This is a genomic window from Bacillus sp. FSL W8-0848 (assembly GCF_038007805.1).
In the GTDB taxonomy this organism is placed as follows: domain Bacteria; phylum Bacillota; class Bacilli; order Bacillales; family Bacillaceae; genus Bacillus; species Bacillus glycinifermentans.
Genome location: NZ_JBBOYB010000001.1, coordinates 3,672,293 through 3,697,758, shown reverse-complemented (window position 1 = coordinate 3,697,758; position 25,466 = coordinate 3,672,293). Strand labels below are relative to the sequence as shown.

Annotated in this window: 22 protein-coding genes and 2 pseudogenes; 14 read left to right on the top strand and 10 right to left on the bottom strand. The window is 46.8% G+C overall.

Annotated features, from left to right (window positions below):
• Positions 1–115: 115 nt before the first annotated feature.
• The 7 genes from NSQ39_RS19490 to NSQ39_RS19460 form a co-directional block, all read right to left on the bottom strand.
• Positions 116–1,207, bottom strand: coding sequence for a branched-chain amino acid aminotransferase (locus NSQ39_RS19490; protein WP_175076532.1), 1,092 nt, complete (start codon positions 1,205–1,207; stop codon positions 116–118).
• 155 nt (positions 1,208–1,362) lie between these two features.
• Positions 1,363–2,538 (bottom strand): D-alanyl-lipoteichoic acid biosynthesis protein DltD, encoded by a 1,176-nt coding sequence (gene dltD / locus NSQ39_RS19485; RefSeq protein WP_175076531.1) that lies wholly within the window; start codon positions 2,536–2,538, stop codon positions 1,363–1,365.
• Positions 2,538–2,774: a D-alanine--poly(phosphoribitol) ligase subunit 2 gene (gene dltC / locus NSQ39_RS19480; protein WP_006639558.1), complete on the bottom strand. Its 237-nt coding sequence runs from the start codon at positions 2,772–2,774 to the stop codon at positions 2,538–2,540. Before dltC ends, dltD begins: the two co-directional genes overlap by 1 nt.
• A gap of 15 nt (positions 2,775–2,789) precedes the next feature.
• Entirely contained in the window at positions 2,790–3,947 is a 1,158-nt protein-coding gene (gene dltB, locus NSQ39_RS19475; protein WP_046129406.1) for a D-alanyl-lipoteichoic acid biosynthesis protein DltB, read from the bottom strand.
• Complete coding sequence (dltA, locus tag NSQ39_RS19470; RefSeq protein WP_175076529.1) at positions 3,944–5,452, bottom strand: D-alanine--poly(phosphoribitol) ligase subunit DltA; 1,509 nt, start codon at positions 5,450–5,452, stop codon at positions 3,944–3,946. Before dltA ends, dltB begins: the two co-directional genes overlap by 4 nt.
• Positions 5,453–5,465: 13 nt before the next feature.
• Positions 5,466–5,615, bottom strand: a complete 150-nt coding sequence (locus NSQ39_RS19465; protein ID WP_046129408.1) for a teichoic acid D-Ala incorporation-associated protein DltX — start codon at positions 5,613–5,615, stop codon at positions 5,466–5,468.
• Between the two features lie 282 nt (positions 5,616–5,897).
• Positions 5,898–5,978: a YjcZ family sporulation protein gene (locus NSQ39_RS19460; protein ID WP_175076562.1), complete on the bottom strand. Its 81-nt coding sequence runs from the start codon at positions 5,976–5,978 to the stop codon at positions 5,898–5,900.
• Positions 5,979–6,178: 200 nt separating this feature from the next.
• Between NSQ39_RS19460 and NSQ39_RS19455 the strand changes: the two genes are divergently transcribed.
• A complete protein-coding gene (locus NSQ39_RS19455) occupies positions 6,179–6,838 on the top strand; it encodes a GTP pyrophosphokinase (RefSeq protein WP_046129410.1) in 660 nt (219 codons plus the stop codon).
• A 64-nt stretch (positions 6,839–6,902) separates the two neighbouring features.
• On the opposite strand, the gene NSQ39_RS19450 is transcribed toward NSQ39_RS19455, so the two are convergent.
• A protein-coding gene (locus NSQ39_RS19450; protein ID WP_341016623.1) for an IS3 family transposase occupies positions 6,903–8,458 on the bottom strand; the annotation gives its coding sequence in 2 pieces (ribosomal slippage) (positions 6,903–7,801 and positions 7,801–8,458; 1,557 coding nt in all).
• Positions 8,459–8,755: 297 nt separating this feature from the next.
• Here NSQ39_RS19450 and NSQ39_RS19445 point away from each other — a divergent pair.
• The 3 genes from NSQ39_RS19445 (at position 8,756) to NSQ39_RS19435 (ending at position 12,772) form a co-directional block, all read left to right on the top strand.
• The gene (locus tag NSQ39_RS19445; RefSeq protein ID WP_046130672.1) at positions 8,756–9,316 is read left to right on the top strand and encodes a hydrolase; all 561 of its coding nucleotides are present in this window, start codon (positions 8,756–8,758) and stop codon (positions 9,314–9,316) included.
• Positions 9,316–10,680: an MFS transporter gene (locus tag NSQ39_RS19440; RefSeq protein WP_216899565.1), complete on the top strand. Its 1,365-nt coding sequence runs from the start codon at positions 9,316–9,318 to the stop codon at positions 10,678–10,680. The genes NSQ39_RS19445 and NSQ39_RS19440 overlap by 1 nt, the downstream gene beginning before the upstream one ends.
• Before the next feature lie 1,138 nt (positions 10,681–11,818).
• Positions 11,819–12,772 (top strand): aminopeptidase, encoded by a 954-nt coding sequence (locus tag NSQ39_RS19435; RefSeq protein WP_216899567.1) that lies wholly within the window; start codon positions 11,819–11,821, stop codon positions 12,770–12,772.
• A 27-nt stretch (positions 12,773–12,799) separates the two neighbouring features.
• Here the strand turns inward: NSQ39_RS19435 and NSQ39_RS19430 are convergent, their stop codons facing one another.
• Positions 12,800–14,131 carry a M28 family peptidase gene (locus NSQ39_RS19430; protein WP_175076528.1) on the bottom strand — a complete coding sequence of 444 codons (1,332 nt, stop codon included), beginning with the start codon at positions 14,129–14,131 and terminating at the stop codon, positions 12,800–12,802.
• 245 nt (positions 14,132–14,376) lie between these two features.
• Between NSQ39_RS19430 and NSQ39_RS19425 the strand changes: the two genes are divergently transcribed.
• The 8 genes and pseudogenes from NSQ39_RS19425 to NSQ39_RS19390 all read left to right on the top strand — a co-directional run bounded on the left by NSQ39_RS19425 (position 14,377) and on the right by NSQ39_RS19390 (position 22,151).
• Entirely contained in the window at positions 14,377–15,153 is a 777-nt protein-coding gene (locus NSQ39_RS19425; protein ID WP_175076527.1) for an IclR family transcriptional regulator, read from the top strand.
• Positions 15,153–16,106 carry a sugar kinase gene (locus tag NSQ39_RS19420; protein WP_175076526.1) on the top strand — a complete coding sequence of 318 codons (954 nt, stop codon included), beginning with the start codon at positions 15,153–15,155 and terminating at the stop codon, positions 16,104–16,106. Before NSQ39_RS19425 ends, NSQ39_RS19420 begins: the two co-directional genes overlap by 1 nt.
• A 24-nt stretch (positions 16,107–16,130) precedes the next feature.
• The gene (locus tag NSQ39_RS19415; RefSeq protein WP_175076525.1) at positions 16,131–16,760 is read left to right on the top strand and encodes a bifunctional 4-hydroxy-2-oxoglutarate aldolase/2-dehydro-3-deoxy-phosphogluconate aldolase; all 630 of its coding nucleotides are present in this window, start codon (positions 16,131–16,133) and stop codon (positions 16,758–16,760) included.
• Positions 16,761–16,765: 5 nt separating this feature from the next.
• Positions 16,766–17,914 carry a galactonate dehydratase gene (gene dgoD, locus NSQ39_RS19410; protein ID WP_046130661.1) on the top strand — a complete coding sequence of 383 codons (1,149 nt, stop codon included), beginning with the start codon at positions 16,766–16,768 and terminating at the stop codon, positions 17,912–17,914.
• Positions 17,915–17,965: 51 nt separating this feature from the next.
• A pseudogene (locus NSQ39_RS19405) lies at positions 17,966–19,295 on the top strand (MFS transporter).
• Positions 19,296–19,397: 102 nt separating this feature from the next.
• Positions 19,398–20,123: a YwaF family protein gene (locus NSQ39_RS19400; protein WP_175076524.1), complete on the top strand. Its 726-nt coding sequence runs from the start codon at positions 19,398–19,400 to the stop codon at positions 20,121–20,123.
• A gap of 59 nt (positions 20,124–20,182) precedes the next feature.
• Positions 20,183–21,046: a glycosyltransferase family 8 protein gene (locus tag NSQ39_RS19395; RefSeq protein ID WP_046130658.1), complete on the top strand. Its 864-nt coding sequence runs from the start codon at positions 20,183–20,185 to the stop codon at positions 21,044–21,046.
• A gap of 139 nt (positions 21,047–21,185) precedes the next feature.
• On the top strand, positions 21,186–22,151 hold the full coding sequence (locus NSQ39_RS19390) for a phosphoglycerate dehydrogenase (RefSeq protein WP_216899570.1): 966 nt from the start codon (positions 21,186–21,188) through the stop codon (positions 22,149–22,151).
• A 38-nt stretch (positions 22,152–22,189) separates the two neighbouring features.
• On the opposite strand, the pseudogene NSQ39_RS19385 reads toward NSQ39_RS19390, so the two are convergent.
• A pseudogene (locus NSQ39_RS19385) lies at positions 22,190–22,571 on the bottom strand (VOC family protein).
• Positions 22,572–22,710: 139 nt separating this feature from the next.
• Between NSQ39_RS19385 and NSQ39_RS19380 the strand changes: the two are divergent.
• Positions 22,711–23,901, top strand: a complete 1,191-nt coding sequence (locus NSQ39_RS19380; RefSeq protein WP_175076522.1) for a class I SAM-dependent rRNA methyltransferase — start codon at positions 22,711–22,713, stop codon at positions 23,899–23,901.
• A gap of 97 nt (positions 23,902–23,998) precedes the next feature.
• On the top strand, positions 23,999–25,465 hold the full coding sequence (gene putP / locus NSQ39_RS19375; protein WP_046130655.1) for a sodium/proline symporter PutP: 1,467 nt from the start codon (positions 23,999–24,001) through the stop codon (positions 25,463–25,465).
• Position 25,466: the final 1 nt, after the last annotated feature.

The following is a 25,466-nucleotide window of genomic DNA, read 5'->3' as shown; positions in this document are numbered from 1 at the left end:
TGGAATGGAGTTTTAGCGGGGAATTTTTCAGAGGGGCTTGGGACGTACCGTATATGAGGAAAAAATGATGAAATGAAAAGGCTGCCGGCCCCCTGTTGCATGAGGGCCGGACAGCTTAGCACGGTTGGCTGACCGAATCGACTTCAACCGTCCAGCCGAATGGATCGGGCAAAGCGCCTCTTTGAATCCCTGTTATCGTATCGTACAGTTTTTTGGCGATTTCACCGGTTTCACCGCCGTTAATGACGAGGCTTTCACTTTTCCAAATCAGCTCGCCGACAGGGGAGATGACAGCTGCCGTTCCGGTGCCGAACGCTTCTTCAAGCAAACCGTCCCGGTGGGCTTGAATCAGTTCATCTACGGATATTTTCTTCTCGGCTACAGTGAGGCCCCATTGTTTTAACAGATGGATGACGGAATTTCTCGTAATGCCTTCCAGGATGCTGCCGTTTAAAGCAGGCGTGACAATTTCACCGTTGATTTTAAAGAAGATGTTCATGCTGCCCACTTCTTCAATGTATTTTTTCTCGATTCCGTCCAGCCATAAAACTTGTGAAAAACCTTTGCTTTCAGCCACTTCCTGCGCTTTCAGGCTGGCGGCGTAATTTCCCGCCGTTTTCGCGTTGCCTGTACCGCCTTTAACGGCGCGGACAAATTCGCTTTCAACGGCGATTTTCACGGGGCGGATGCCTTCCTTGTAATAGGAGCTGACCGGCGACAGGATGATCAGCAGCTTGTACATCTTGGACGGGGCGACGCCGAGGTAAGGCTCTGTCGAAATAATGAAAGGACGGATGTAAAGGGACGTTCCCTCTGCTGACGGAATCCACTCTTTGTCGATCTGAATGAGCTGTTTCAGGCCTTCCAGCACCGTATCGGGATCCACTTGCGGAATGCAGAGGCGGTCGTTTGATTTGTTCAGCCGTTCAACGTTTTTCTCCGGCCTGAACAAAAGAACCTTTCCTTCGTTTGATACATAAGCTTTCAACCCTTCAAAAACGGACTGGCCGTAGTGATATACCATTGCAGCCGGATCCATTTCGATCGGCTGGTAAGGGACGATTCGCGGATCGTGCCAGCCGTTTTCAACCGAATAATCCATGATGAACATGTGATCGGTGAATACGCGGCCGAATTCAAGATTGTCCGCTTCGGGCTTTTGCTTTTTCGTCTGACTGAGCTGTACGCTGATGGTTTGTTTTGTCATATTCATTCTCCCTGCCGTTCATAATCTTTTTCCAAAAAATATTTATATTCTATTTTAAACCTTATATTTATAATCGCAATAGATTTCAGAGAAATTTGTAAAATAGAATTATTGGAAATATTAAAAAATATTTTTCGCGAAATAAAAAGGATCCCCTAAGGGCGGGAATCCTTTTTATAGAAGTCTTCGATTGCTTTGTCTACATAGACCCAGCCTTTCCAGCCGAGATGGATCGTATCCTTCAGGAAATAAGGATCATATTCATGGCCGGACAAATCGGCCACCTGAAAGCCTTCTGCTTCGATCTGTTTTTTGATCTTTGCATAGTAACCGGTCCGTCCTTTTTTAGGTACGCCGGTGTAGTCATACCATTTGCCGTGCACCGGAACCGATATAAACAGAGGATCGGCGCCCGATTCCTTCAGGACATCCATCATCATTTGAAAATCGCCGTATTCGACCGACTGTACATAAGACAAATGTTTTTTTCTGTTTTTTAGCTTCGCCATTTTCGGCTTTATTTTTCTGAATGCCTCATCTATTAATTTAAACTTGTTTGACCGGGATTCCTTTTCGCCAAGCTTTGCAGCCATCTGCTTCAGCTCGCTCCACGATTTGCCCTTGACGCTTTGTGAAATCGTGCGCTCAGGGCCGGGACTGTCAACCATTGAATAGTAAAGGTCCTTTTTTTCCAGCACGCTTCGATAAGCTTTGGCAGCCGGCGAAAGAAGGGACAGTGTCGTATGATCCTGCTTTAGCTCCGCCTTATAAAGGGCTGCGAGCAGAGCATCATTTTTGACGGCATGGTATTTCAGCATGCGCTTGATCATTTTTTTCTTTACATTTTGGTCGATTTTTTGGTTGAACAGTAGATCGTATGCCTGTAAAGCTGAGAAATTCGGCGCGAAATGGGATTCATCAGATCCTTTTTTCTGGAACCATTGCGGAGATATGATAAACACCAGTTTCTTCCCCTTTAGTTGATCCATATGAGCCGCGAAATTGATTGCATGGATCAGGGATTGCGAACCGCCCTTTCCGACCAGGTAAGGAGTAAATCCTTTATTATTTACTTCAAAATAATTGGACGGATGATAAGGGTCTAACCGGGACAGTTCGGATGATCCGTAGATCGGGAGGTACTTGGAATCTTCAAGCATCTTGCTTTGAAGGTACGTTCCCTGGAACATCATCGGATTCAGCTCCGTAGCCGATTTTTCGACCCGATCTTTAGGAACAAATGCCTCAAGCCATGAATTCGGGATTGAGATCGTGGTGAAAAAAAGTAAAAATGCCAAAATGATTGGCCCGAATAAAAAACGCTTTTTCATTATCTCAACTCATTCAGCTGCTTTATGATTTGATTTGGCGTGTTCCATGCATCCCGGTCAAATTCTGTAATCGGTACGGTGATGTTAAAGCGGCTTTCAAACGCGAGCAGCAGTTCTACGGTTCCGAATGAATCCAGTATTCCTTCTTCAAAAATATCGATATCCGGGTTCTCCTTGACGATATCGTCCTGACAAACCTCTGCTATAACTGAAAGCACTTCTTGATTAAAGTCCATTATTGAAATCTCCTTTTAATGAATTAGTTTTCCTGAGAAAATAAAAAATCCAAAGCATACAAAATGGAAGGTCACCACAATTGAGACTGCTGTCGTCAGCTTGTTGTTCGGCCACCATTTATACTTCTTATTCCATTTTTCAAAGAAGTTGAAGCCTACCATGAGCAGTGCGTGATAAAGCCCGTAAACGATGTACTGCAGGGCAAGGCCGTGCCATACGCCCATCAGCAGAAACAGCAGCACATATCCGATATTAGACACCGCCATGCGGTTTTTGATCCATTTTTTCTTTGTCATCCAGAAGACAAAGCGCATAAATACGTAGTCTCTGAACCAGAATGAAAGGGACATGTGCCAGCGGTTCCAGAAATCTTTAATATTGCGGCTGATAAACGGCATATTAAAGTTTTCCGGCGACTTGATCCCCATGATATAGCTGATGCCGACCGCAAAAGCGGTATAGCCGGCAAAATCGAAGAACAAGTAAAGGCTATAAGCGTACATGTATCCGAGTCCATGTGCAATCTTGCCTGACGTGAGATGCGACAAATTCAAAATAATGTACGTATTAATGCAATAGCCGATAATGAATTTGTATAAAAAGCCGAGAAAAATTTTGTTGATTCCTTTGTAAAGCAGCTCTTCATATTGCTCTTTCGTCCAGACCGTCTGCTCGTCTTTTTCAAAACGGCGGTACCTGTCGATCGGCCCTGATGAGATGGTCGGGAAAAAGAGAATAAAATAAAGCAGTCTGCTGACGGGAAGCTGTTGTTTGATCAGCCCGTCGCGGGTTTCAATAATAAGCTGAACCCCTTTAAAGGTTAAGTACGAGATTCCGAGAAAGCTTGCCCAGTTGTTCAGGCCAAGGAACGGCAGCAGCTTGGAAATTGCCAGGGGCAGAATCGAAGCTGCTGCGGCCAAACAAAACACAAAGCCGCTGTTCGCTTTTGAACGGTAGGCAATATAGCCTTTGATCAGCACCGTTTGCCAAAGCGTAAACAGGCAAAGAGCGATGAGCCCGTGCAGGCTGTTTGAAAAAATGAGAGCCAGCACGACAACGGAGACCGCCATATTGTAAAAGCGGAAGCTTTTTCCGTTGAGACCGAGAATGATGGTCGGCGCGAGCAAAACTGCTAAAATGATGAAGAAGAGAAATGAACCGTACGGTGTCATATTGTTACCTCTTCTTTAAGCCGTTTCCGGTCAATTTTGCCGTTCGCAGTCATCGGAATCTCTTTTTGATACACGAATTTTCTCGGGATCATATAAGCCGGCAGCGTACTGCCAAGGTCTTTCTTAATGGCGCTCGTCAGCTGGTATTCCTTTTCGAAATCGTGTTCGGCAGGCACGATCATCGCGATCAGATACTCGATTTTCTCCTCGCGGTAGAATGGAATCACCACGGCAGACTGGACGTACTTCGAACGATTGATTTGATATTCGATCTCTTCCAGCTCGATGCGGTAGCCGTGCAGCTTAATTTGGAAATCGAGCCTTCCCTGGAAGAACAGCAGGCCGTTTTCTTTGTAGCCGGCGTCTCCCGTGCGGTAAGCCGCTTCACCGTTATATGAGAAAAACACTTTTTCCGTCAGCTCTTTTTCGCCTAAATAGCCTTTGCTGACGCTTTTTCCGGTGATGATAATCTCGCCTTTTTCACCGTCTTGAACAGGTTCACCGTCTTCATTGACGATGACAATATCAGTATCGGGCTTCGCCGAACCGACAGGAAGGGAAGAGTACCGCTCCAAAATGTCGTCTGTCACTTCAATGGAGGTGACGGCGACCGTTGCCTCCGTCGGGCCGTATGTATTGAAGACCCGGGCTTTCGGAAATCTTTCTTTCAGCTGTCTGGCGACTGATGCAGGGAGCGTTTCTCCGCAAAACATAAATACGCGGAGGCCCGGCAGCAGTTCCTCTGAAAAGGACGGATCCATCAGGCACATTTGTGCAAAGGAAGGAGTCGATGTCCAGACATTGACGTTTGATTGTTTCAGCGCTTCAAACAGAATCTTCGGCCTGTTGATCATATCTTTCGTAACGGTCCACAGAGTACCTCCCGCCTGCAGGCAAGGATATAGGTCCATTACCGATAAGTCAAAGGAAAACGGCGCCTGGTTTAAAAACACGTGACCGTTCTCAACCGGAAAATCTTCTGTCACCCAGTTTGCAAAGCTTTGAAGATTATCGGCTGAAATTTGCACACCTTTTGGATTTCCGGTGCTTCCGGACGTATAGATGATGTAAAACGTCTCTCCGTCCTTCACCCAGTTATCCGGATTTGTCTCGAGCTGTTCACCTGTGTCAAGGTGCTCGGGTGTGACCACGGATATGAGGGCATCACCCGTATCGAGATCGGTTCCGGAGTTGTTGAGCAGCAGCCCGGCTTTTGAGCTTTTGATGATCTTCATCACCCGGTCCGCCGGGATCGAAACATCCACCGGTACATATGGGTGGCCGGCTTTTACGCAGGCGAGGAAAGAAACTGCCATTTCCGGCTGCATATGACCGTAGACGATGATGGGTGAACGATCGCCGATCGTTTCTTTTTGAAGCCGGCAAGCGAGGCGCTCCGACTGTGACCACAATTTGCTGTATGAAAGCGTCTTGTCATCATTCACAAATGCAAGTGCATCGGGTTGTGTTTGTGCATAATGTTTAATCGTTTCTATCAGTTTCATTTTTGATTCTCCATTAAAAGTCGTTATAAATATATGAACCTGTATTTGCTGTATGGAATCCGTAAATCAAAAACAACAGCAGCAAAATAAGAAAGTAATAGGAAGTGTTTAGGAGCCACTTCATTGTTGTTTTTTCATACAACATTTTCAGCTTTGTTAACATTGATCTGTTCCTTTCCCTTATGAAATAGCCGTCACAACAGTATAAGACGAATTTAATTTATAAAAGTTTCATTTCTTCAAAAAAAGTGGAAAAAAATTTGTGGCGTTTTGTTCAAAAAACCTTAAGTCCCAACAGCCTATTATAAACATATTGTGCTGAAGATCAATCCATCCTTCTCTTTTCTTTTTGGAAAACGAATCCAACTTTTGAAACATAAAAAAGGATCATAAGAAACAGCGCTTATGATCCTTCTGATAAAATTAAAAAAAGGGATGCCGGGGATTAATAAACAAATGCTGTCCCGACGATGATGAGCAGGATAAATAACACGACGATCAGAGCAAAGTTAAAGTGACCACCCATTGTGCTTCACCCCCTTGTTTTAATATAAAATATGAAACAAATGATGCTTTCGAAAGGGATATCCATTTAGAAATACAGAAAATAATTAAGAAAACTATTTTTTTATAGAAAAAAACAAGTTCTTTATGTTCGAAACCTTAACGGAAATGGAACCGTCTACTGTTTTGAAAAGAAATCAATTTGATATAAGGAGACCAATTATGGAAACTTCAATAGATCAAATAGCAGGATTGCCGCAGCATCAAATAGAAGATTTTCGAAAGCTGATGGAAGACTGGAAAAATGAACTTTTAGTTTATAAATTCGCTTTAGACCAAATGGATACGAAATTTTCGATTATCAGCCAGGAATACAACTTAATTCACGGCCATAATCCGATCGAACACACGAAATCACGCGTGAAAAACTTTGAAAGCCTGATCAACAAGCTTGTAAGAAAAGGCTGCGATATTACAACGAGCGCTGCCAAAGAGCATATAAACGATATCGCCGGACTGAGAATCGTTTGTTCATTTTTGTCGGATATCTACAATATGGTCGAAGTGCTGAAAGAACACGAAGATATTAAAATTTTAAAAGTGAAGGACTACATCAAAAATCCGAAGCCAAACGGCTACAGAAGCCTTCATTTGATTGTAGAAGTGCCCGTTTATTTGACAAACCGGGTGGAGCATGCCAAGGTGGAAATCCAGATCAGAACGATCGCCATGGATTTTTGGGCAAGCCTTGAGCATAAAATTTACTATAAATTAAATAATGAAGTGCCTGATCGGCTGACAGACGAGCTGAAAGAAGCCGCCGATATCGCCAATTATCTGGACGAAAAGATGCTTCATATCAGAAGAAAAGCAGATCAATAAAGAAAGCCGGGACGAGACGTGATCTGCACCCTGTCAAGTAGACAGTGGAAATAACTAAAACACACTAGACGGCTTTAGCCCTGTATTCCACCGGGCTGAGGCCGTTTAGTTTTTCTTGTAGACGATCGTGGTTGTAAAAGTGGATATATTCATCAATTGCGCTTTGAAGTGCCTCAAATGTCTCGTACGAATTCCGTCTGTATTTCTCGCATTTTAATTTCCCCCAAAACGACTCAATGGGGCCGTTATCAATACAGCGGCCGACGCGGGACATACTCTGTGTCATATTTGCGTTTTCAATCATCCTTCTAAACTGGTGGGACGTGTATTGAAAACCTCTGTCGCTGTGAAGGAGAGGACGTGCGTTTGGGGCTGCCTCAAGCGCTTGGTTCAAGGTTTTAAACACAAGGGCGTTATTATTGGACTTCCCCAGCACATAAGACACGACCATTCCCTCATGAAGATCTAGAATGGCACTGAGGTACGCTTTCCGATGGCCGTATTTTAGCTCCGTCACATCGGTCACCCATTTTTGATTTGGTTTGTCCGCTTTAAACTCTCGATTCAGGATGTTTTCGGACACATGTTGAGGCGTCGCTTTGCCGTAACGTTTTTTCTTCCGCCGAATGACACACTCTAGCTTGGCGATTTTCATCAGCCGATAGATGCGCTTATGATTGAGGCGCTCTTTAAAGCGGCGCTTCATGTTTAAGGTCATTCTGCGGTATCCGTAGATACCGCCAATTTGTTCATGAAGAAGCGTCATCTCGGCGATAATCTTTTCATTCTGTTTTTCTCTCGCTGAAGGTACGCGTTTTTTCCATTTGTAATACCCTTGGCGCGAAACTTCGGCAATCTCACATAACATTTGAACAGAGAAACTTTCTTTTCGATTCAGCTCTAAAATGGCGAGATATCGATCTTCGTACCGACTCTGACTCAGAACCGCCTCCTTTTGATCTCTTCCAACTTTTTTAAGAACGCATTCTCTGCACGCAAACGCTCATTTTCCTGTTCCAGCCGTTTGTTTTCCCGTTGAATTTTTTCTTCAGGTGTCAGTTCTTCTTCGGTTTTGCGTTTTCCCCGTGTATCTTTTAAGGCTTCTTCTCCACCTTCTTGATACTTTTTCACCCATTGATACACCTGTTGATAGGAAACTTGATGAATCTCCATCGATCTGGCGTAATCTTTTCCGTGGGCTAGGCAATCCTTCGCAATCTTAATCCGTTCTTCCAAAGAAACATTCTTCCGTTTGGTCATTAAACGATTCCTTCCTCTCCCACTGTCTTTTAACGTTTTATGACCATTATAAAGCTCGACCCACTTCATGAGCACGGATTTACTGGAAATCTTATATTTTCTCGAGATTTCTCTTTGAGAGTAGCGTCCGGATAAGAAGTCTTTCACGGCATTGTATTTTAATTCTGCGGGATAGAACTTATGGCGCTTTGAACGTTCCAAACTCTCCACACCCGCCATATCATGCGATGTTCTCCATTCACGAATCGTTTCGGCATGAATGCCATATTTTTCTGCGATCTCCTTCACCGAATTATTGCCCTGATCACATTCTGATAGAATATTCAATTTTTCTTCTTTTGAAAACCATTTTCCAGCCATGAAAAAACTCCCCCAAGGCAAACAGATTTTTTTATTTCATCTGTCTACCTTTAGGGGAGCATATCAACGTTCGCCCGGCTTTTTTTCGTCTGCCTGTCAGAGCCGTTCCCTCCCGGGTGCACTGTGCGGCTTTCTTGACAATGCAATTGTCCGGGCGCATTCTTGATGTGGCGTCTCAGATGATCCGATTAAACAGATCCTGCCAATTACATATCGTTTTCAAGATTTATTTTGAAAACAAAAGTGAATCGAAAAAGTGAATCGAGAAAAAGATAATAAATATGAGGAGGTCTTGATATGAGCGGACTGCAAATGGATTTCAACAAAACTGCACTTGTACTCATCGACTTGCAAAAAGGAATCGTCAATATTCCCGGAGGAGATGCCGTCGTGAAAAAGGCAACCAAATTAATTGACGTGTTCCGCCAAAAACAAGGTTTTATCTGCTTTGTGAATGTCGCGTTTCACGATGGGAAAGATGCGTTAAAGCCGGTAACAGATCAGACTGGGCAGGTTCCGGGGGAGCGCCCGTCCGATTGGGCCGAATTCGTACCTGAACTGGGGATCACAGAAGGCGACTATACGGTCACAAAGCGTCAATGGGGCGCTTTTTTCGGAACGGATTTGGATCTCCAGCTTCGGCGCCGCGGAATCGATACGATTGTGCTGTGCGGAATCGCCACCAATATAGGGGTGGAAAGCACGGCCCGCGAGGCGTTCCAGCTAGGCTATCAACAGATCTTTATTACGGACGCGATGACGACATTCAGCGAGGAAGAGCACGAAGCCTCAATCCGTTTTATTTTTCCTAGAATCGGCAGGCTTCGGACAACGGAAGAGTTTCTGGAAGAGCTGTGATGAAAATATCCAAGAAAAGTAGGGCGTTGTTTTTGACGACCGTCGCATCTGGAACCATGCTGAATCCGCTGAACTCTTCCATGATTTCATTGGCTCTTCACAGCATTCAAAAAGAATTTCAATTGTCATTTACGACCGTATCGTGGTTAATTTCATCCTTTTATTTAGCCAGTGCGGTCGCCCAGCCCGTAACAGGCAAACTGGGAGATTTAATCGGCAGGAAAAAGATGTTTTTGTCCGGCCTGATTCTCGTTGCCATTTCCGCAATCGGGGCCCCGCTGGCTCCCGCTTTTATGGTGTTATTGGTGATGCGGCTGTTTCAATCTATAGGGAGCAGCGCGATATACCCGTCAGGAGTCGGGCTGATCAGGAGCCATATCCGCGATCGCCAGGCGTCGGCTCTAGCCGTTCTCTCGATCTTCGCTTCCGCGATGACGGCATTGGGGCCGACGGTGGGAGGCTTTTTAATCGTCTGGGGCGGATGGCCGGCCATTTTTACGGTTAACTTTCCGTTTATCATCTTCAGCTTTGTATTTGGGCTGCTTATGTTTCCGAAAGATGAAAAAAGAGCCGGCTTGAATGTCAAATCTGTTTTGAAGCAGCTTGATTTGCCGGGCATCATCTTATTTGCCTGCGGCATCGTTCTTTTGTTGTCTTTTTTACTTTCTTTAAGCACCGTTCCCCGTTATGCGGAAGGGGTCTCCGGACTCATTCTGCTGATCGTGTTTATCATGTGGGAACACCGGACGGAAAAGCCGTTTATCGATATGCGCCTGTTTATTTCGCATCGGGCTCTGTCATCGGTGTATATTCAATTTATTATTTTGAACATTTTTAATTACTGCCTGTTCTTCGGGCTTCCGAGTTATTTTCAGGATGAGATGCACCTTTCCGTTCAAACGAGCGGGCTGTTGATGCTGTTTATGTCAGGAATGAGCATCATCGTGTCGCCGCTTACGGGCAGATGGATAGACCGCTCAGGCGAAGCGCAGCCTGTATTGATCGGGGCTTGTCTGATGATCGCCGGCGCGGTTCTGATGACGCTCTTTTTCGTGGAGGCGCCGATGATATGGAAAGGCCTGATCCTTTCCTTGCTCGGCATCAGCTACGGTCTCGGCAACGTTGCCCTGCAGGCTGCGATGCTGACGGCAAGCCCGAAGGACATCGTCGGTACGTCTTCTGGACTCTTCCAAACGTGCCGCTACTTGGGCTCGATCCTTTCCTCAGTCATTCTCGGCATGTTGTTCGGAAAAGAAATCACGGCCCATCATTTTCAGGAATTGGGAATCATCATGATTGTCGTCGCCATCGGAAGCCTGATCTTTAGTTTCCGGTTTGTCAAATTGGCGAAGGATCTGGATTGACTAAAATAGAGCTGCAGGGTGCGGCTCTATTTTTTGTTATGACGATTCATTCAAAACTGAACAAAAAATGAGTAATATACTGAGAGCGGTGAAACGATGGTCATACGTTTTTTATAGGAAATCAACGGCTGTGCTTTTTGGTCACAATCGTGATCATCATAATGACTATAAAGAGAAACGAATAACTGTATAAGATAAGGAAACACAATACATCATCTCCTAATAAATTTTTGAGAAGATAATAAATAAAATGTTGACTGTTGCAATAATAAGAGCACCGAGGATTACAATAAATGTATGTGCACTCAAGTTTATAGCGTTATTTGCCAGTAATATAAAAAAAATAAAGAGATATCCCATCAAAATAAAATAATTATAAAACATGGCTTTTTGTTGTATTAATTTATAGCGCTCATCATTTTTCGCAAATTGAGGATACAAATAACCTAATCTGAAAAACATGATAAATAAAGAAAAAGGCAGAAAAGCCATTTCAAATTCAGATTTTCCATTAACCCATGAGCTAAAAAAGTATATAGACTTAAAATCAACATCAAAAAACTGATTGTGAAATTACCTGATCGCGAATTCATGATTTACCTCCTTAAACATCTTCGCTGTCCAGAATAAATAATTCATCTACTGCAGTTTCAAAAAGCTTAGCCATCAAAATTGCTAACCGAAGAGACATAAAGTTTAGAAACTAAGGTTTCTTAGGATTAATTGTGCTTTTTACCCTCCTGTGAAACCACCTTAATAAATGAACTTTACATCAATGCAACTATACAAAAGGGCCCGAGAGTCCCGAAGCAGAACATGCGCAAAAATCCTTAAACAAAAAATGAGCGAAATCCGGGTATTACCGGAGAGCTCGTAGTCTCGGGCGACAGCGGGAGTGAAGATGGCGCTGCATGTCGGAGGTGATCGGCACAAGTCGTTCTCCATGCTGATCGTCTTTTTATTTTGGTGTTTTGTCCATGGATTGTCGCGGCAGCCCTACATTTAGGAGCCGATCTGATATGAGGTATACTGAAAAGGCGAGGGAGTGCGCTCCCGAAAAACGACGGCCTGCCTGTGATCTTATTAATGTGTTGGCGGCCAAACACGTCTCAGAAATGACCTAAAAAGGATGATGAACATGAACCAGAAGCTGATTCAAATCAGTCAAAACGTACTGTCGGCCTGTCTCGGGCTGAAAAAAGGGGAGTCTTTTCTGATTGTCTGCGACGACAATAAAAAAGGTCTGGCAGAATCTTTGTATCTGGCGGGACAAGCGCTTGAGGCGGAAACGATGCTTGCGGTCATGAAGACAAGGGGAAAACCGGGCGAAGAGCCGCCGCCGTCAATTGCTTCGGCAATGAAGCATGCAGATGCCGCCGTTTGCATTACCGAGCATTCTTTGACCCATACAAACGCCCGGAAAGAAGCTGCGAAAGCGGGAACGAGGATTGCGACGATGCCGGGGATTACGGAAGACATGTTTTTGAACGGCGCGATTTCCGCCGATTATGAAAAAGTAAAGGAAAGAACGGAAAACGTTTGTGAGGTCCTTTCAAACGGACGGTCTGTCCGTATAGATAAGGCGGGCTATATTCTTACGTTTTCAATCGACGGAAGGAAAGGGATTCCGAGCACCGGCATGTATTTGAATCCCGGGGAATCCGGCAACCTGCCTTCGGGTGAAGCGTATATCGCGCCGCTTGAAGGTACGGCAAACGGCCAAATCGAAATAGACGGGTCGCTGGCCGGCATCGGAACATTAAGCTCACCGCTCGTGTTAACGATTGAAGACGGACGGATCACGGATGCTGAGGGCGATGCCGCCGAACAGCTGCTGAACATTCTTGGGAGCGGCGACGGCCGGTGCCTCGGCGAGTTCGGCATCGGGACAAATGACCGCGCCAGAATAACCGGTGTCGTTCTCGAAGACGAAAAAGTTCTCGGCACCATACACACCGCATTCGGAAGCAACAACACGTTCGGCGGCACGATTGCAGCGGGTGTACATATTGACGGGGTGGTAACAAAGCCGACGGTTTATATTGATGATGAGCTGTTCATGGAAAATGGGACATTAAAAAAACAGAGCTGACGAGGCTCTGTTTTTTTAAAACGCGAATTATTGCGCCCGGCGTTCTTCCTTTTCGACTAAATCGTATACCGCTGTCCCGGCGATTTGCCCGGCCGTTTTCAGCCGGTCTTTGCTGATATGCTCAATCGTGTCGTAAGGGGTATGATACCATGGCTCCAAGGATTCGGTCCCCGGCTCCATCCAAATAAAATTGGCTGAATCGATTCCCGCGTCATGGAAAGGAACGTGATCTGATGAACCGCCCTTTCTCAAGGCTAGAACATCCTTTCCGATGTTCGCTGCGGCATTTTTGCTTAATTCCCAGATGAGATTTGCGGAACCGTCAGGTGTATTGATATAAAGCTGTGAAGCATTTTCCCAGCTTGTAGCGACCATGTCTAAGTTGAAGTTTGCTTTGCTTCTTTTTAATTCCTCCCCGGACAGCTTGCTGACATAATATCTCGAGCCGACAAGCCCGATTTCTTCAGCACCGAACGTAATAAAGCGGATTTCTTTATCGGTCGGGATGTTTTTCATAATCCGCGCCAGCTCAAGGACGGTGGAAGTTCCCGATGCATTGTCATTGGCTCCGGGCGCTTCGGGGACGCTGTCATAATGCGATGTGACATACACGATATCCGGATTTTTGATTCCTTTCGGTTTACGGACGCCGATGACGTTTTGAGAGGTTTGATTCGGGAAGGACTTGAGCTTTAGCGTTGCTTCCCGTTCTGTGAGCAGTTTTTCGCCGTCTTCCTTTTTGACGCCGACGACCGGAATGCCGGTTTTATTCCCGCTGAGGTTTGGCGTAAGCGGAACGAGGCTGTCTGCATTGTTATAGATGATAACCCCGGCAGCGCCCGCATCTTCCGCATTTTTCACCTTTTCATAAAACGTCAGCTCCCCTCTTAAAATAACGGCGATTTTCCCTTTCGCTTCTTCTGTGAAATCGCCGGCAAGACCGAGTCCGGCGTCATAGAGCGGAGCGGTCAGACCTTTGCCTGAAGTAGGAGCCGAACCTGCCGCAGGCCGGGACGATATTTCACTGCCACGGACGGTGAGCGTTCCTTCTAATCTGTCGGGGATGCTGAACGTCTGTGTACTCACTTTCAAATTCGATTTTTTCATTTGAGACGCGATGAATGCCGCGCTCTTTTTTTCTGCTTTCGTGCCTGTTACACGCGGCCCGATCGTCTCGCTTAAGTGGTAAATCGTTTGGTAAGCGCGGTTCTCATTGAATTTCTTGGCGATTTTCCCTTCCTGTTTCGATTGAATCGCTTGCGCTGCATGTACCGCGGACGTGCCCTCGGCTGCCGGCAGGAAAACGCCCCCCATAAGAACGGCTGCAGCCATACTAATGGCCATCATTTTCTTCTTCATTTCAAACCCTCCCTGATCGATCTTTAGTACAGAAAGATTCGCATTGCGAAAGAAAAATCCTGCCCCGGAAAAATAAATGAGGCGTAAGACTCGTTCAGTGCTGTTTATAAGGGAAGCGAGATCCATAAAAAAGAATCTGTTTGATATAAAAAAAGCAGTTGACGGGCGGGGTCCTTTCTGATTAAAATACGTCGAATAATCAGAATTCTGATTTTGAATCACATATGTGAATGGTGGAGGGTGTTATGTCTGTAAAATCCGCAGTACGCGTCATGCGTATATTTGAACTGCTTACAACCCATCCGGATGGGTTAACAATAAAGGAGATCGCAAGAGAATTAGCGCTTCCGCAGAGCAGCACATTCCACTTGGTTGTAACGCTTTTTGAAGAAGGCTATCTTCAGCAGGATGCGGGTAAGCGCTACAGGCTTGGAGCAAAGCTGATTCAAATTGGAACCGCTGCCATGGAATCGGTTGATATATCAGCCCAGGGCGTTCCTTATTTAAAACGGCTGATGGACGGCGTGCAGGAAACGGTGTTCATGGCCGTCCTGTCCGACGATCAGCTTGTCTATATTGCAAAGATCGACAACAACCGGTCGATCAGAACGACCGCACAGCCCGGATCGCGAAAGCCGCTATATTGCACAGGTCTCGGCAAAGCCTTTTTAGCCTTCATGCCGGAGGACGAAAGAAGGAAGCTTATCGACCGCATCGAATTCGTCCGGTTTACAAAAAACACGATGACAAGCAGGGAACAACTGGAGGAACAGCTGAAACAGTTTGCAGAATTGGGATATGCAATTGATGACGAAGAAAATGAAGAAGGCTTGTTTTGTTTGGCAGCTCCGGTATACGGATCAGACAGCGTCATCAAGGCGGCCATCAGCACGGCGGGACCCAAGGACCGCATGTTGAAAAGGAAGGATGTCATTGCCGAACAGCTTCTTGAAACAGCGGGAAAAATAACGGAAGCAATTGGCGGCTATGTTCAGCCGCCCCGCATGAAGGGGGGATTTTGATGGATGTCATAAGCATAGGAGAAGCGATGGCACTGTTTACTCCGAATGAAGACGGTCCCCTCAGATACGCGCGAAACTATTCTGCGAGAATTGCGGGAGCCGAAACAAACACATTGATCGGCCTTGCTAAGCTCGGGAAAAAAACGGGCTGGATCAGCAGGCTGGGAAAGGATGAGTTCGGGGCCATGATTCTTTCTTCTGTAAGAGGGGAAGGGGTCGACGTCAGCCGGGTCAAGATCGATGCGGACGCACCGACAGGCTTGTTTTTTAAAGAAAGGGCAAACGAGGCGCAAGTAAATGTCTTCTACTACAGGAACGGCTCTGCCGCAAGCTTTCTCGAAAAGGGCGATATCGATGAGGATTATATCAAAAACGCCGGTTTTCTGTACATTACCGGGATCACGCCGGCTTTGAGCGAGAGCGCTTCAGAAGCGGTGTTTTATGCGGTTAAGCTTGCCAGAAAGCATCATAAACCGGTCGTATTTGATCCGAATGTAAGAAAAAAGCTCTGGGAACCGGAACGTGCGAGACAGACGATATTGGAACTTGTCAAACAGTCTGATGTCGTTTTGCCGGGACTAGGCGAAGGCCGGTTTTTATTCGGGACAGATGATGAGAAAGACATCGCAGAGGCTGTTCACCAGCTCGGTTCTGATATTGCCGTCGTCAAGCTGGGGGCAAAAGGGGCCTACTACTCTTCCAAAAATGAGAGCGGTTACGAAAGAGGCTACGAGATTCAGAGAGTAAGAGATCCCGTGGGAGCCGGAGACGGCTTTGCCGCCGGCATTCTGTCGGGCTTGATTGAAGGCATTCCGCTCCCGGAGGCTGTTAAAAGAGGCTGCGCGGTCGGCGCTATGGTGACATTGGTAAACGGTGATATTGAAGGGCTGCCGGACCGCGATCGATTGTTTGCGTTTATGGAGCAATCCGAAGAGGACGATGTCAGCCGATAGACTTCAAATGAAAGGGTGAGAGAGATGGAGGCTTTATCACAAATTGAAAAACATAAAGTCATTGCGATCGTCCGCGGCTATCATGCGGATGATGCACTCAAAATCGCGGAAGCGTTAAAAGAGGGCGGCATCAGGCTGGTAGAGATGACGCTTAACTCGCCTCAGGCGCTGAAAGCGATAGAGGCCGTTTCAGAACGATATGGAGATGACATGCTTGTCGGAGCGGGCACGGTGCTCGACGCCGAATCGGCGAGAGCGGCTTTGTCGGCCGGTGCCCGGTTTATCCTGTCCCCGACCGTCAATGAAGAAACGATTAAGCTGACAAAACGGTATGGGGCGGTGAGCATTCCGGGAGCTTTTACCCCGACTGAGATTTTGACGGCTTACGAAAGCGGCGGGGATATCATCAAGGTGTTTCCGGGAACGATGGGACCAGGCTATATCAAGGATATTCACGGGCCGCTCCCGCAGATTCCCCTGCTTCCGACGGGAGGCGTCGGATTGGACAATATCCGCGAGTATTTGGATGCCGGAGCCGTCGGAGCGGGAATAGGAGGCGCCCTCGTCAAAACGAATGAAGAGGTCACAGGTCCGTATTTAGAAAACCTGAAAGAAAAAGCAAAGCAATTTGTCGAAGCAATCAAAAGGGGATGAGTGATATGAAGATTACAGGCTTTGAATGTTTTCAAGTGCCGCCGCGCTGGCTGTTCTTAAAAATCGAAACGGATGAAGGCATCACCGGATGGGGTGAACCGGTGATCGAGGGCAAGGCCGCAACCGTTAAAACGGCGGTCGGCGAATTAATGGAATACTTGATCGGCAAAGACCCGATGGATATTGAAGATCACTGGAACGTAATGTACAGAGGCGGGTTTTACAGGGGCGGCCCGATTCTGATGAGCGCGATAGCGGGAATCGATCAGGCGCTTTGGGACATTAAAGGAAAATTTTATAATGCACCCGTCCATCAGCTTCTCGGCGGGAAGTGCAGAGACTCCATTAAAGTCTATTCATGGATTGGAGGAGACCGGCCTCAAGACGTCGGTCTGGCCGCAAAGCAGGTGGTCGAAAAGGGTTTTACAGCCGTCAAAATGAACGGTACGGAAGAGCTCCAATATATTGACTCGCACGAAAAAATCGATCAGGTGATCGAGAGAATCGCGGCCGTCAGGGAAGCGGTCGGCCCCTACGTTGGCATCGGCATCGATTTTCACGGCAGGGTGCACAAGCCGATGGCAAAAATATTGGCGAAGGAGCTTGAGGCTTTTCGTCCGATGTTCATTGAAGAGCCTGTGCTGCCGGAGAACAATGAGGCGCTCAGGGATATCGCAAACCTTGTCTCGATACCGATTGCCACAGGTGAGCGGATGTTCTCAAAATGGCAGTTTAAACAACTGTTGACAGATGGCTATGTCGATATCATCCAGCCCGATTTGTCACATGCCGGAGGCATTACTGAATGCAAAAAGATCCTCTCGATGGCGGAAGCGTTTGATGTCGCGGCGGCCCCTCACTGTCCGCTCGGCCCGATCGCACTGGCGGCCTGCCTGCAGGTTGATGCGACTTGCCACAACGCCTTCATTCAGGAGCAGAGCTTGGGGATCCATTACAATAAAGGCACGGATCTGCTCGATTATATGCTGGATCAAGATGTCTTCTTCTACGAAGACGGCTATGTCCGCATTCCAAACGGGCCCGGCCTCGGCATCGATATCAACGAAGATCATGTCAGAAAAATGGCCGAAATCGGACATAACTGGCGAAACCCGGTATGGCGGCACAGCGACGGCAGTGTGGCAGAATGGTGAAAAATGATGGCGTTTTCATTCTAAAAAAGGTGTGAGGAAGGGAGAGGCGTAATGAAAGCAGCAAATGCAAAAGGGAAACCGACGAAGGTTCGGGTGCGCGTATTGTTGTTTATCTTTGTATGTGTCGTGATTAATTATATGGACCGCAGCAATATTTCGGTGGCCGCCTCACGGTTGGGGGACGACCTGAACTTATCAGCCGTTCAATTAGGCTTGATTTTTTCGGCCTTTGGCTGGGCATATTGTGCGCTGCAAATCCCGGGAGGCGGTCTTGTCGATCGGTTTGGCCCGAGGCTTGTCTACGGCTTTACGCTGATTACCTGGTCGCTTGCAACATTGCTGCAGGGGTTTGCCCGCGGCTTTGGCTCGCTTTTCGGTCTGCGGCTGGCGACAGGTGCCTTTGAGGCGCCGGCCTTTCCGGCGAACAACCGGGTGGTGACGTCATGGTTTCCTGAGCAGGAAAGGGCATCAGCCATCGCCTTTTATACATCCGGGCAGTTTGCGGGCCTCGCGTTTTTGACGCCGGCGCTTACTGCCATCCAGCATATCGTCGGCTGGCGCGGCCTGTTTATCGTCACAGGTGTGATCGGAATCATCTAGGGTATCGTCTGGTATGCGTTTTACCGTGATCCGGACCGTCATCCGAAAGTTAACAAAGCCGAGCTCGAACACATAGAAAAAGGCGGGGGAATCGTCCGCCGGCGTCAGGAGACAAAAGAGGAAAAAAACGCATTCAATTGGACGCATTTCAAACAGGTGACTGCTCACCGGAAGCTGTGGGGCATATATATCGGCCAATTTGCCGTCAATTCAACGCTATGGTTTTTTCTCACATGGTTTCCGACATACCTTGTGAAATATAGGGGGCTTGATTTTCTGGAGTCCGGTTTTCTTGCTTCGCTTCCTTTTCTTGCGGCCTTTATCGGTGTGCTGTTGTCTGGATTTCTGTCCGACTTTCTCGTGAAAAGGGGCGTATCCGCAGGGGTGGCCCGCAAGACCCCGATCATTACCGGACTATTCCTGTCGATTTCGATTATCGGGGCCAATTATGTTAATCAAACATCGTTGATTATACTGTTTATGACCCTTGCTTTTTTTGGGAACGGCCTTGCCTCCATCACATGGGTGCTCGTGTCTTCTCTTGTACCGAAGCACCTGATCGGGCTTACGGGAGGTGTCTTTAATTTCGTCGGAAGTCTCGCTTCAGTCATCGTTCCGATTGTCATCGGCTTTCTGGCTGACGGCGGAAGCTTTGCTCCCGCACTCGTCTTTACCGGGGTTCTTGCCTTAACTGGCGCTATCCTATATCTTTCTCGTAGGAAAAGTCGAACGGATTCAACTGCAAGACGAGTCAAATGAAAACCGAAATATCTCGATATAAAGATTCTCGACCACCGAATGATCGGCGGTTTTTTGGCTTTTTAGGAATAATTTCCGGGATTCGCCGCAAAATAACGGAAAACTATTCGATCAGGTGCTTCCAATGAATACATATTTTCGAAAAGATTATCATCTCGGTTCTTTTCATTTTTTTTCAACACCGCATATCGTGACATTGCTCGTGATTGCAGCACTCGGCGTTTGTCTGTTCGTCTTTCGGCGGACCCTCCAAGAGCCTAAATGGAACCGGGTGATTCGTTATGCTTTTGTTACGATTCTGATCATTTCAGAGATCAGTTATCATTCGTGGTTCATTTATGTCCGCTCATGGACGCCGCGCTATTGTCTGCCCCTTCATCTGAGCGATCTTTCCGTTTATCTCGTCATCATTTTGCTGCTCACAAAAAATCTGAACTTGTTTAAATTCCTATACTTTGCCGGATTGGGAAGCGCGCTTCAGGCCATGCTGACACCGGATTTGGGAAGATACGGTTTTCCGCACTTCAGGTTTTTCGAATTTTTCATTTCCCACGGGCTCGTCGTGCTGGCCTGCCTGTTCATGGTTGCCGCCGGGAAGTATAAACCGACGGTTCGCTCTCTTTGGATCACCTTTCTCATCATCAATGTATACGCGGGTATCATATTCGTGATCAACCGCATGCTGGAATCAAACTATATGTACATGATGAGAAAGCCGGGAGGCGGCGCATCGCTTCTCGATGTTCTCGGACCGTGGCCGTGGTATATCCTGTCGTCAGAAGCTGTGACTATCGTTTTCTTCTATCTCCTGTATGCTCCGTTTTGGATGAAAAAGAAAATGGAACGGTGACGTGTTTATTTTTCGAAAAAGGGGAATAGAACAAAAAAAGAGAAGGAGATGGAAACGATATGAAAAGCGACAGTACCATGCACATTATTTCTTGTACAGACAATAACTATGCACAGCATTTGAGCGTCATGTTCACCTCGCTGCTAATGAACATGGACAAAAATCGCGATGTCAAGCTGTACGTGATTGACGGCGGTATTGAAGAGGAGAATAAAGAACGGCTGAAAAAAACGGTCCATCGTTTCGGAGTTCCCGTCACATTTCTCGATGTAGAAAAAAGCAGGTACGACCGCGCCGTCGAGAGCAGCCATATTACAAAAGCGGCATACTACAGAATTTCGATTCCTGATTTGATCAGGGACGAAACCGTGAAGAGAATGATATATGTTGATTGTGACGCACTGGTGTTAGAGGATATAGCAAAGCTGTGGGATATGGACATTTCCCCTTATTTTGTAGCGGCAGTCGAAGACGCCGGCCAGCACGAACGCCTGAAAAAAATGAAAATCAGCGAAACTGCGAAATACTTCAACTCCGGCCTCATGATTATAGATATGGACAAATGGAGAAAACACAGCATTTCGGAAAAAGTGATCAACTTTATTAACAGCAACAGCGAAGACATGTTTGTATTCCATGACCAGGATGCGCTCAACGCGATTCTTTATGACCAGTGGCATGATCTTCATCCAAGATGGAACGCCCAGACCCATATCATGCTGAAGGAAAAAACGCCGGCGACTCTTTTGGACAAGAAGCGGTATATGGAAACAAGGGCAAATCCTGCAATCGTCCATTTCTGCGGAGGGAACAAGCCTTGGAATTCGCAAACCGCACACCCGTATGCACGACATTATTTTGAGTATTTGAAGCGCACAGCATTCCATCAGCCTGCCGACCTTTCTAAAAACCATGTCAGTTAACATGCCAGCCTTCTTTTTTTAGCTTAGATTCCTATATATAATCACGATAACCCTAACGTATCCCCATATCCGCTTGTTTCCTCATGATGGAAACAAGCATTTTTCTGGTCGCGAAATGAACAAAGAATGGAGGAAAAGCATGGCTAAAGTGCTGGTGACGCTAAGCGAACTTTTTTACCGCGCCGCTCCGCGCTTGAAAGAAAAGATTGAGGAGCTTGGGGCGGAATGCCTTTTTTTAGATTCGGAGAATGTAAGAAGAGAGGCTTTAATCACCCATGTCAAGGATGTCGATATTTACGTTCTCGGTGTTGAAAAAGCGGACCGCGAGCTGATCGATGCTGCCGGGAAGCTGCGCTATATCATCAAATTCGGCGCCGGAGTCGACAATATTGATGTGGCATATGCAAGACAGAAGGGGATTTCCGTCACGAATGCCCCGGGACAAAACGCGTCATCAGTCGCTGACCTGGCATTCGGCCTCCTCTTGGCAGGCGCAAGGTCGATTCCCCGGACAAATGACGACGTCAAAAACGGGATTTGGAAGATTTCCATGGGATATGAGCTTGATGGAAAAACGCTCGGGCTCATCGGTTTCGGGGAAATCGGCAAAAAAATCGCCAGACGTGCATCGGGATTTAATATGAATATTATGGCATACGGCACATACAAAGATTACAAATCGGCAAAGCAATTGAATGTGCGCTTTGCTGAACTCGATGACCTGCTGGCGAAATCTGATTTCGTCTGCATCAGCACATCATTGAGGCCGGAAACGTTTCATCTGGTGAACGAAGAACGCCTGGCGAAAATGAAAAATACGGCTTTTCTGATCAATATTGCCCGCGGAGAAGTCATCGATGAGAATGCGCTTATACAAGCGCTTGAACAGAATAAGATCCGGGGTGCAGCGTTGGATGTTTTTGAGACAGAACCTCCATCTGCCCGGGTTACAAGCCTCCCCAATGTGATCTGCACCTCTCATATCGGCGGTGCAACTTTTGAAAGCATCAGGCGCATTGAAAAAATTACATCGGAAAACATCGAAAGGTTTCTAGGCAACGAGCCTTTAACATTCACCGTAGAATCGGGCAAAGCACGGACATAAAGAAAGAGGCGGTACAAAGGAAACCGTCTCTTTTTTCTTTAGGATCTTTGGAAAAACTCCACCAATTCTCCATCAGGACCGAAAATAAAGAAATAGCGGTAGCCGTTCGGCAGTTCGGTGATTTCGTCTTCAAAAAGCTGAATGTCCCTTTCTTTTACACGGGCGAAGTCCTCATCAATATGATCGGTAGAAACGGCAAAGTGATGAACCTTTCCTTCCTGCGGAAGCTTGTCATTGTATCCCTCGATAAGCTCGAGTTCCGTTTCGTTCCGGTTTTCAAATCCGAGAAATGCAAGCTTCATGATGCCGTTCGTGTGTGTGAGCCTGTCTTTCAGCTTCATGCCGACAACGTCCTGATAAAATGCAATCGAAGCCTCAATATCTCTTCACCATTAGACCTACATGGTCGATTTGTGCCATATCGTCTTTTCTCCTCCTTTTTCTACACCATCTTAAAAAATCGGAATCATCTGTCAATTTAATGATCTTCCTTTGCATAAAAACAGGGACGGAGCGTTATGGTAGGATAGAGAAATACTAAACATAAGGACTGAACAGAATGAAGACGCTAAAGATCAAGCAAGCCTATGCAGCAAAGATTAAAAAAGGCTATCCCCTCATTTTAAAGGAAGCCGTTTTATCCAAGTGCGACGATATCGCTGAAGGATCGCTCATCGGCCTCACCGATGAAACGGGCGGTTTTTTGGGGAAAGGCTATTACGGAGTGCAGAATAAAGGAATCGGCTGGGTGCTCACGCAAAACAGGGATGTGCCCATTGACCAGCAGTTTTTTCTCAGCCGTTTGGCAAAAGCTTTTCAAGAGCGGGACGAGCGTTTCTGCGATTCCGATACGACGGCATTCCGCGTATTTAACGGAGAGGGCGACGGAATCGGCGGATTGACGATCGATTATTATGACGGATATTTTTTGATCCAGTGGTACAGCAAAGGCATTTATGCCTATAAGGAATCGGTTGTGGCAGCGCTCGATGAACTCTCGGACTACAAAGCCATTTACGAGAAAAAACGGTTCAGTTCGGCCGGGCAGTATGTCGAAGACGATGATTTTGTAAAAGGAGCGAGAGGAGAATTTCCGATCATCGTAAAAGAAAACGGGATTCATTTTGCTGTCTATCTCAATGACGGCGCCATGACCGGCGTTTTTCTCGATCAGCGCAACGTCCGGAAGGCGATTAGAGACCGCTATGCAGAAGGAAAAACAGTATTGAACACTTTCTCATATACCGGCGCGTTTTCCGTCGCTGCTGCGTTAGGCGGCGCGGCGAAAACGACAAGCGTCGATGTCGCAAACCGCAGCTTGAACAGGACAATCGAACAGTTCAGCGTGAACGGCCTTGATCATGAAGCGCACGATATTAAAGTAATGGATGTGTTCAACTACTTTTCGTATGCTGTCAAAAAGCAGCTCTCTTATGATCTGGTCATTCTCGATCCGCCCTCTTTTGCAAGAACGAAAAAACGTACGTTCAGCGCTGCAAAGGATTACAAAAATCTGCTGAAAGAAACGATTGCGATCACCAAAAACGAAGGCGTTATCGTCGCTTCGACAAACAGCAGCGCCTTCGGAATGAATAAGTTTAAAGGGTTTATCGATGCGGCGTGCAAAGAAACGGGGACAAGCTGCACCGTCCTTGAAGAATATTCGCTCCCCGAAGATTTTAAAACGGTGAAAAGCTATCCGGAAGGCAATTATTTAAAAGTCGTGTTTTTGCGGATTCATCACCGATAAAGAACGGTTTCTTTCAATAAAAAATCTGAAAACGATACCTCTTGAGAGATTATTCATGTATATTGATATTACGTGAAAAATTGAACAGGGGGACGTTATGGATTACGGAGTCATGTTATCAATTGGAATTTATATGGCTGGAATGCTTTTGATTGGATATTTCGCCTACAGGCGGACATCCAATTTAACCGATTATATGCTTGGCGGAAGAAACCTTGGACCGGCTGTCACCGCTTTGAGCGCGGGCGCTTCAGATATGAGCGGCTGGCTTTTGATGGGCCTTCCGGGTGCGATGTACGTAAACGGGCTGAGCAGCGGCTGGATTGTCGTGGGACTGACGGCCGGAGCTTATTTAAACTGGCTGTATGTCGCACCGAGGCTTAGAACGTATACGGAAACGGCCGGCAACAGCATCACGATTCCCGATTATTTTGAAAACCGTTTTAAGGACGGTTCGAGAATTTTAAGGATTACATCAGCCTTTGTCATTTTGATCTTTTTTACCTTTTATACGTCATCCGGAATGGTCGCTGGAGGAGAGCTCTTCAAAACCGCCTTTCATCTCGATTACCGGATCGGCATCTGGCTGACGGCCGGTGTCGTCGTTTTGTACACGCTGTTCGGCGGCTTTTTGGCGGTAAGCTGGACCGACTTTGTACAGGGAACGATCATGTTTATTGCGCTGATCCTGGTGCCCCTCGTTGTTTTTATCCATTTAGGGGGAATTGCGCCTGCTTTTTCTGATATCAGCGCCGTCGATCCGCACCTTCTGCAGCCGTTTAAAGGAACGACTGCGATTGGCGTACTGTCGCTCCTTGCATGGGGGCTCGGCTATTTTGGACAGCCTCATATTATCGTCAGGTTTATGGCGATTTCCAATGTGAAAGAAATGAAGAGCGCCCGCAGGATCGGCATGAGCTGGATGATATTCTCAATCTGCGGCGCGATGCTGACAGGTCTTATCGGCATCGCCTATTTCAGCGTAAACCACCTGCCTTTAAAAAATCCGGAAACGGTATTTATCGTTCTTTCTGATCTGCTGTTCCCTTCCGTAATCACAGGGTTTTTGCTGGCGGCCATTTTGGCGGCTGTGATGAGTACGATTTCCTCGCAGCTGCTCGTCACGTCAAGCGCGCTTACGGAAGATTTTTATAAAGCGTTTATTCGGAAGAACGCATCTGACAAAGAGCTTGTTCTTGTCGGAAGGCTTGCTGTTCTTGTCATTTCGCTGATCGCGCTGATCATGGCGCTCCATCCGAACGAAACGATTTTGAACCTTGTCGGCTATGCGTGGGCCGGTTTTGGAGCAGCCTTTGGGCCGGTTGTCCTGCTGAGCCTGTATTGGAAGCGGATGACGAAGTGGGGAGCGCTTTCGGGAATGCTCTCGGGCGCGCTTACGGTTATCGCCTGGGAACAGGTAAAAGCCTTTGCTGCGGTCTATGAACTGATTCCCGGTTTTATTGTGAGTACGGCTGTCATCGTGATCGTGAGCCTGCTGACGAAAAAGCCTTCGGCCGAGATTGAAAGCGAGTTTGATACGGCTGTAGAAAATCTGAAAAAGTAAA